Annotated in this window: 7 protein-coding genes; 4 read left to right on the top strand and 3 right to left on the bottom strand. The window is 35.8% G+C overall.

Going from position 1 to position 7,826, the window contains the following annotated elements; all coding sequences use genetic code 11:
- Positions 1-184: 184 nt before the first annotated feature.
- From bshB1 to G5B32_RS16370, 3 genes are read right to left on the bottom strand one after another with little or no spacing between them, the layout of a single operon-like run.
- Positions 185-904 carry a bacillithiol biosynthesis deacetylase BshB1 gene (gene bshB1 / locus G5B32_RS16360; RefSeq protein ID WP_165292568.1) on the bottom strand — a complete coding sequence of 240 codons (720 nt, stop codon included), beginning with the start codon at positions 902-904 and terminating at the stop codon, positions 185-187.
- Between the two features lie 40 nt (positions 905-944).
- Positions 945-1,442: a glutathione peroxidase gene (locus G5B32_RS16365; RefSeq protein WP_165292569.1), complete on the bottom strand. Its 498-nt coding sequence runs from the start codon at positions 1,440-1,442 to the stop codon at positions 945-947.
- A gap of 9 nt (positions 1,443-1,451) precedes the next feature.
- On the bottom strand, positions 1,452-2,030 hold the full coding sequence (locus G5B32_RS16370; protein ID WP_223815366.1) for a DUF4294 domain-containing protein: 579 nt from the start codon (positions 2,028-2,030) through the stop codon (positions 1,452-1,454).
- Positions 2,031-2,251: 221 nt separating this feature from the next.
- Here G5B32_RS16370 and G5B32_RS16375 point away from each other — a divergent pair, with 221 nt between their 5' ends.
- The 4 genes from G5B32_RS16375 (at position 2,252) to G5B32_RS16390 (ending at position 7,705) form a co-directional block, all read left to right on the top strand.
- A complete protein-coding gene (locus tag G5B32_RS16375; RefSeq protein WP_165292571.1) occupies positions 2,252-4,459 on the top strand; it encodes a RelA/SpoT family protein in 2,208 nt (735 codons plus the stop codon).
- A 78-nt stretch (positions 4,460-4,537) separates the two neighbouring features.
- On the top strand, positions 4,538-5,026 hold the full coding sequence (locus tag G5B32_RS16380) for a Fur family transcriptional regulator (RefSeq protein WP_165292572.1): 489 nt from the start codon (positions 4,538-4,540) through the stop codon (positions 5,024-5,026).
- Between the two features lie 126 nt (positions 5,027-5,152).
- Positions 5,153-6,427 (top strand): adenylosuccinate synthase, encoded by a 1,275-nt coding sequence (locus G5B32_RS16385; RefSeq protein ID WP_165292573.1) that lies wholly within the window; start codon positions 5,153-5,155, stop codon positions 6,425-6,427.
- Between the two features lie 3 nt (positions 6,428-6,430).
- Positions 6,431-7,705 carry an anthranilate synthase component I family protein gene (locus tag G5B32_RS16390; RefSeq protein ID WP_165292574.1) on the top strand — a complete coding sequence of 425 codons (1,275 nt, stop codon included), beginning with the start codon at positions 6,431-6,433 and terminating at the stop codon, positions 7,703-7,705.
- Positions 7,706-7,826 lie beyond the last annotated feature (121 nt).

Genomic DNA, 7,826 nt, shown 5'->3' on the forward strand with positions numbered 1-7,826 from the left:
TTGTTGGGTAGAAAGCATCCTGATATCCGTTAAAGCTTAATTTAAGACACAAAAAAAGGAGTAGAAAATGCACTTTCCACTCCTTTTTTTTTGGCCCAATATAAAAGGGGACTTTTTCAGTGCCCTCCAGAAAGTGTCTAACTTTTTGGGGGCAGTGCAATATCGAATCCCTTTATTTTTGTCCTTATTTTAAAGCAAATATATCTGTTACGCCTAAAAGTTTTCTTGCTGTAAAACCTTCTGCATACGGAACCTGAATATTACGTCCCAATTCGCGTCCTCGTCCTCTAGTTGACTCCATAAAGTCAGGAGAAGAAATGTAGGTTTGAGGTCCATCCTCTTCACTAGCCGAATTAAATTGCGTTTTATAAGCTAAAATAGATTGCTCCTTAATATTCCAATATTCCGTTACATCCAACAAAATATCAGGTTGAATATATTTATCCTGGATTAATTGCAATTGTAATCTTGGACGAAAAGGCTCTTGGAGCATCCCTTCCAATTTTGTCTCTATACGTCTTAAGCCAGCTAAGAACAAAGCATCATTCACTAATTTACTCGCGCGACCATGATCTGGATGACGATCATCCAACGCGTTGGTAATGACAATTTCAGGCTGATATTTACGAATAGCTTGGATAATTACCAATTGAGATCCTTCATTATTTTGGAAAAAACCATCGCGTAATTCTAAATTCTCTCGAACAGCCACTCCCAAAATTCTGGCTGCATCTGCGGCTTCTTCTGCACGCGTTATAGCCGTACCACGAGTACCTAACTCCCCACGTGTTAAATCAATAATTCCAACTTTTTTGCCTTCGGCAACATATTTCGCAATGGTACCTCCTGCTCCTAACTCCGCATCGTCAGGGTGAACAGTCATCACCAATAAGTCTAATTTCATAATCCTAAAATTTTCTCAAATATACGGATAATGAGGAATTTTACTTTTGCAATAAAGATTCGATTTGTCTAATTATTGTAGAAGATAAGGGACTGGTAAACGAATAGTAGAAGTCAACAACTTTACCATCCCTGTCTATAAGATACTTATGAAAATTCCAAAGAGGAACACTATTGACTACCCCATTCTCATCCTTGTCAGAAAGAAACTTGTATAGAGGATCTACAAATTCCCCTTTGATGTGAATACGTTTAAAAACTGGAAAAGTAATTCCTTCTTGAATACGACAATAAGTTTCCAGATTTAGTCCCGTGCGAGGTTCTTGATTCGCAAAATCATTGGATGGAAAAGCTAAAATTTCAAAACCCTGATCCTTATATTGTTGATATAACTTTTCTAAAGTTTTAAATTGTTTACGAAAGTAACAGCCACTAGCCGTATTAACAATCAAAAGCACCTTACCTTGAAAATCCGATAATGATTTATAATTACCAGAAAACTCTAGTGCTTTGAAATCATATATCGTTTTTGTACTCATAATGAATTCCTATTGAAAGGGTTTATTAATAGGTCGCAAAATTTCATATTCGCGAATAATGTTTTCTATTTCGTAATCCTCTTGCGGATCGTAAGTACTTTTTAGATTATGACCAAACATACGCGCCACACCTTGATAAACGAAAGCTGTAATATTGCCTTTCATATCTTTTACCAAATCGTAACTCGTATTTCCTGTTTGTCGTTCGATTAATTTGATCAAGATTTTACCTTGTGAAATAGATAAATCCTTAACCTCATTATTTATTTTTTCTTTAATCTCTCGCTCACAAGCTTTGATTAGCGCTTTTTCTTCTTTCTTCGAATTTGCTAATGCTAATTCTCTATCCAATTGCTCGTATCTCTTTTGCGCATAAATTGCATAAGGTAAGACACGCAAAACATTACGCTTTAAACGCAAATAGCGTTCTTTATCTACGATGGACTTCCATTTCCGCTCAGCATATACATATACTGTCTCGATAGGAAACCAAGGCAACACCTCTCCTGTTTCTAATTTCGTAGTTCCATAATAGGCTAAAGTCTCAGGATTTCCTGCACCATAATGCGGAACTGTTAATGGTGTCATAGCTTGCTGCCCTTTACAAACAGTTTGTAAAAGTAACATCAAAAATATTCCAAAACATATTTTTTGTAGACGAAACATTAACATTTTCAACTTTAACTCCAACAATGAAAGAATTAATCTTTATATTTATACATGAATAGGTGCCTATATTATCTGCTTATTCATTATTGGATAAAAATAACTTTTTTGACGGAGATTTCGAAATTTTTTAAGAGGTTCTTATGGAAGAATATGTGATTGATATTGAAGCGGAAAACAAAGAAATAAGAAAACGATATAGAGCATTACTACGGGCTTGTAAACCAACACTACAAAAGGGCGATAAACAAGAAATAAGAAAAGCTTTTGATTTAGCATTAGAAAGTCACAAAGAGATGCGTAGAAAGTCGGGGGAACCGTATATCTACCATCCTATTGCTGTGGCGCAAATAGCAGCTGAGGAGATTGGGCTGGGTACAACTTCTATTGTCTGTGCTTTACTCCATGATGTCGTGGAGGATACTTCCATTACCCTAGAGGAAATTGAAGCGAGATTTGGTAAAAAAGTAGCCCGAATCATAGATGGACTGACTAAAATTTCGGGGGTTTTCGACCCTAATAGTTCTATTCAAGCGGAAAATTTCCGCAAAATGTTATTGACACTTGCTGATGATGTTCGTGTCATCTTAATCAAGTTAGCTGACCGTTTGCATAATATGCGTACCATGGAATTCATGGCGCGACACAAACAGTTAAAAATAGCTTCTGAAACAAGTTACCTTTATGCTCCTTTAGCACATCGCCTTGGTTTGTATGCGATAAAATCTGAATTAGAAGATTTATCGATGAAATATACCGACCCAGATACCTATAAATTTATTGCTAAGAAGCTTAATGAAAAGAAAGCAGAACGCGAAAAATTTATTGCGGACTTTATTTCTCCTGTGAAAGAAATTTTGTTAGAGCAAGATATTAAAGCGGATGTTTTTGGTAGACCAAAATCTATACACTCCATTTGGAATAAAATGCGTAAGAAATCTATTCCATTTGAAGAAGTGTATGATTTATTTGCTATCCGTGTCATTATCGATACCGAATACGAAAAAGAAAAAACAGAATGTTGGAAGGTTTATTCCATTATAACGGATCTTTATCGTCCTAATCCAGATCGCTTGCGTGACTGGGTGTCCACGCCAAAAGGTAACGGTTATGAGTCTTTGCACACCACGGTAATGGGGCCTCGCGGTCAATGGGTGGAAGTACAAATTCGTACCAGACGTATGAATGAAATCGCGGAAAAAGGTTTTGCTGCACACTGGAAATACAAAGAATCATCCTCGGATAATGGTCTTGACCAATGGATCCAAAAAGTAAGAGATGTATTAAGCAACCCAGAGCAGAATGCTTTGGATTTCTTGGATGATTTCAAGATGAACCTTTTCTCAGATGAGATTTTCATCTTTACTCCAAAAGGTACTTTAATACAATTGCCCAATGGCGCGACTGCTTTAGACTTTGCTTTCGAAATCCATAGTGATATTGGCGCGACTTGTATTGGTGCCAAAGTGAACCATAAATTGGTTCCATTAAGTCATCCTTTGCAAAATGGAGATCAGGTCGAAATTATAACTTCCAGTAAGCAGACACCGAAAGAAGATTGGTTGAGTTTTGTTGTTACAGCCAAAGCTAAATCCAAAATAAAATCATCGCTTAAAGAAGAAAAAAGACGTGTTGCAGAAGATGGGAAAGAGATTTTAGAACGTAAAATGAAATCACTTAAACTCACTTACAACACGGATAACATCAATAAAATAGCAAATTTCTTTAAATATCCGAGTTCTCAAGAACTATTCTACAACGTTGCAAAAGGTGTTATTGATATCAAAAACCTGAGAGATTATGTTGCAAGTGAGAAATCACACGAATTAGCCCAAAATCAATTCAACTCTCACATCTCGGGATTAGTTGAGAAAATTGATAAGAAAAATGCCGATACAATTCTCATTGGAGATGATTTCCAGAAATTAGATTATACACTTGCAGCTTGCTGTAATCCTATTCCAGGAGATGATATTTTTGGTTTCTTAACCGTCAATGAAGGTATTAAAATACACCGGACTTCCTGTCCTAATGCCTCCAAGTTAATGGCTAACTATGGTTACCGTATTTTGAAAGCAAAATGGGCTTCTTCGCAAATTGATCATTCGTTTATTACGGGTATTCGAATTATAGGTATTGATGATGTAGGCTTAGTTAATAAACTCACAAATGTAATTTCGCAAGAATTTAATGTAAACATTCGCTCTTTGAGTATTTCGAGTAATGAAGGAATTTTCGAGGGTAATATTATGGTAAACATTCATAATATTGACCAATTAGAAAGTTTAATAAACCGCTTGAAATTAGTGGCGGGTATTACGAGTGTGACACGTTATGAATCTGAGAATTAATCATATCTTTCTCACAATTCGTAATCATTGAAAAAATAGAATATTATTTGGTAAATTTGCTTAGGAGCAGAAAACAATATGAATCAGGCAGAAAATTACGAGACTGTAAAAAAAATATTTGAGGCTTATTTAGAAAATAAAAATCTAAGAAAGACTCCTGAGCGTTATGCGATTCTTGAAGAGATATACTCACGTACGGACCACTTTGACGTAGAGTCTTTGTACATCCACATGAAAAACAAAAAGTACCGTGTGAGCCGTGCTACAGTATATAACACTCTTGAATTATTAGTTTCTTGTGACTTAGTGACTAAACACCAATTCGGAAGAAATATGGCTCAATTTGAGAAATCATATGGTTATAAACAACATGATCACGTGATTTGTATTGAGTGCAACAAAGTAGTAGAATTTTGTGATCCACGGGTTTACCAAATACAAAGCATGATTGGGGATTTATTGAAATTCGACATCAAGCACCATTCCTTAAATTTATATGGAATTTGCTCTACTTGTCAAGCTATGAAGGGTACGGAACGAAAAGAAGAGGTAGAACAAGTAATTTAAATTTAATTCTCTATACTTTATTAATAATAGTAAATTTGTTCGGAAAATGGACTGACCTATTTTCCGAACATTATTTTTTAATCGAATTTGTACAAAATTTCAATCATAATCTCAAAATAATACGCTATGCAAGTTGATGTGCTATTGGGCTTACAATGGGGCGACGAAGGTAAAGGTAAGATCGTGGATGTATTGTGTCCACAATATGATTTGATCGCTCGTTTCCAAGGGGGTCCTAATGCCGGACACACGTTAGAGTTTGACAACAAAAAATTTGTTTTAAACACTATTCCTTCAGGTATTTTTAATAAAACTACTTTAAATTTAATTGGTAATGGTGTTGTTATCGACCCTATCATTCTTAAAAGAGAATTAGACAATCTTAGAGCGGCTGGCTTTGATCCTGTAGGCGATGGAAAATTGGTGTTAGCACGTAAAGCGCACTTGATTCTTCCTACTCACCAATTATTAGATGCAGCTTCTGAATCTAAAATGGGTGCTGGTAAAATCGGTTCTACATTAAAAGGTATCGGTCCTACTTATATGGACAAAACAGGTCGTAACGGTCTACGTGTCGGTGATACTACATTATCTGACTTCCAAGAACGTTATGAGAAATTGAAAAACAAACACTTAGAAATTCTTTCTCACTACGGCGAAATCCCTGATTTCACAGAGCGTGAAGAAGCTTTCTTAGCGGCTATCGAATTCATCAAATCTATACCTCACGTAGATTCAGAGCATTTGGTAAATTCTTATTTAAAAGAAGGTAAAAAAGTATTGGCTGAAGGAGCTCAAGGTACTTTATTAGACGTTGACTTCGGTTCATATCCTTTCGTTACTTCTTCCAATACAACGACAGCAGGTGCTTGTACTGGTTTGGGTATCGCTCCTAACAAAATTGGCGAAGTATTAGGAATCTTCAAAGCATACTGTACTCGTGTAGGAGGTGGTCCTTTCCCTACAGAATTGGATAACGAAACTGGCGAAAAATTACGTCAATTAGGTCACGAATTCGGTGCGACTACAGGACGTGCTCGTCGTACGGGATGGATTGATATTCCTGCGTTGAAATATGCGATCATGTTGAATGGTGTTACTGAATTAGTGATGATGAAAGCTGACGTATTGGATACGTTTGAAAAAATCTACGCTTGTACACACTATAAATACAATGGTGAGGTTATCGACTACATGCCATATGACATCAACGCGATCAAACCTGAACCTATTCTAGAAGAAATCGAAGGATGGAATCAAGATTTGACTGGTATCCGTAGCAAAGACGAAATCCCTGCGGCATTGGCAAACTATATTGCTTACTTGGAGAAGGCATTAGAAGTGCCAATCAAATATTTGTCAGTAGGTCCAGATCGTACACAAACTATCGTATTGAAATAAGACATGGCAAAAGCCATTTTTGAAGTAAATATTCTGGAATTTGAGGCTAAAGCGTTAGCTTGGGCACAACAATTTGAACAAGTATGTTTTCTTCAATCAAATGGTTATCATGATGAATTTTCATCCATCGAAGCTATCCTAGCTGTAGATGCACAATATATTTTTGAAAGTACTTCAACTGAAACTTTCAAAACATTAGAAAATTTTAAAACCAAGCATCCTAATCAATGGATGTTTGGTTTTTTTGGTTACGATCTCAAGAATGAAATAGAAGGATTAGTAACCTCTTTTTCCAATCCTCTTGCCTTTCCAGATTGCTATTTTTTCATTCCAAAGACTTTAATTAAGTTCTTAAAATCATCTATTGAAATAGAAGCTCCAAATCCAGAAGAAATCTTTGAGGCGATAAAGAATTGTGATGTTAAAGCTTCAATTCATAACTCTTCAAAAATCAAAATTCAACATCGATTAGGAAAAGAAGGATATTTTAAGGCCTTTGAACACTTGATTTCACATATCCAACGCGGTGATATTTACGAAGTTAATTTATGTCAGGAGTTTTATGCAGAGCATGCTAAAATCGATCCGCTTGAAGTTTACCAAAAATTGAATGGAATATCTCCTACTCCATTTTCGACTTTCTTCAAGATTAATGACAAATATATTTTGTCGGCTTCACCTGAACGCTTTTTAGCAAAACGTGGAGAAACCTTAATTTCTCAACCCATAAAAGGTACTGCGCCTCGAGGTAAAAATGAAATAGAAGATCAAGAGAATATCTTCCAGCTACGAAACAATCCAAAAGAAATTGCGGAAAACGTAATGATTGTTGATTTGGTTCGCAATGATATGACCCGTTCCGCTAAACCAGGAACTGTAGCAGCTGAACGCAAATTGGAAGTGCATACTTTCAAACAAGTGCATCAACTTATCTCTACTATCACTTGTACTAAAAGTGAAAATATTAGTGATGTTGAAGCTATCAGAAATATCTTTCCTCCAGGTTCGATGACGGGGGCCCCAAAGATTTCAGCAATGAAATTGTGTGATCGTTATGAAAACTCGAGACGTGGCGTTTATTCGGGAACTGTTGGTTATTTTGCGCCATCAGGAGATTTTGATTTTAATGTCATTATCCGAACTATTCTATACAATCAAACTCAACAATATTTATCCTTTCATACTGGCGGTGCTTTGACTATTGATGCTAATGCAGAAAAAGAATACAATGAATGTCTATTGAAAGCTTCAGCTATTCTGCAGACACTAAATTCTTGATATATTTTTCCTGGATTACTTTCGATATTCTTAATTCGAGAAAGCAAAAATTAATATGTAAGATTTCTCCTTACGTCGAAATGACGTTATAAAAAAGTTGCTAATTGCAGAAGTCAAGAAA

The sequence above is a fragment of the Sphingobacterium sp. SGL-16 genome, assembly GCF_011043515.1.
GTDB classification, from domain to species: Bacteria; Bacteroidota; Bacteroidia; order Sphingobacteriales; family Sphingobacteriaceae; genus Sphingobacterium; species Sphingobacterium litopenaei.